Annotated in this window: 1 protein-coding gene; it reads left to right on the top strand. The window is 63.9% G+C overall.

What is annotated here, in order from left to right; all coding sequences use genetic code 11:
* Positions 1 to 562 (top strand): ribonucleotide reductase N-terminal alpha domain-containing protein (locus tag AC5ZFO_RS48220; protein WP_496124300.1); only part of this gene is annotated, 562 nt, incomplete at both ends.

Here is a 562-nt window from a genome sequence, read left to right as displayed (position 1 = left end):
TCGACACCAAGCGGCTCGCGCTGATTATCGGCGAAGCCTGCGCCGGTCTCGACGGCGTCTCCGCGGCACCCGTGCTCACCGAGACCACCCGCAATCTCTACGACGGCATCAGCCAGGACGAACTGGCGCTGGCCTCGATCATGGCCGCGCGCACGCTGGTCGAGCAGGAGCCGAATTACGTCTATGTCAGCGCGCGCCTGCTGCTGGACAAGCTGCGCGGCGAGGTACTGTCCTATGTCCACGCCGTGCCGACCTTCGCCTCGCAGGCGGATATGACTGTGCGCTATGCCGAATATTTCCCGGCCTATGTGAAGACCGGCATTGCCGCCGAACTGCTCGATCCTGAACTGGCCCGCTTCGACCTCGGCCGGATCGCGGCTGCACTCAAGCCCGAGCGCGACCTGAACTTCCAGTTCCTCGGTCTTCAGACGCTCTACGACCGCTACTTCCTGCACGTTCGCGGCAAGCGGATCGAACTGCCGCAAGCCTTCTTCATGCGCGTCGCGATGGGTCTTGCGGTTCGCGAGATCGACCGAGAGGCCAAGGCGATCGAGTTCTACGA

This window comes from Bradyrhizobium sp. Unk1 (assembly GCF_059512345.1).
This window is presented reverse-complemented; position numbering and strand designations above follow the sequence as displayed.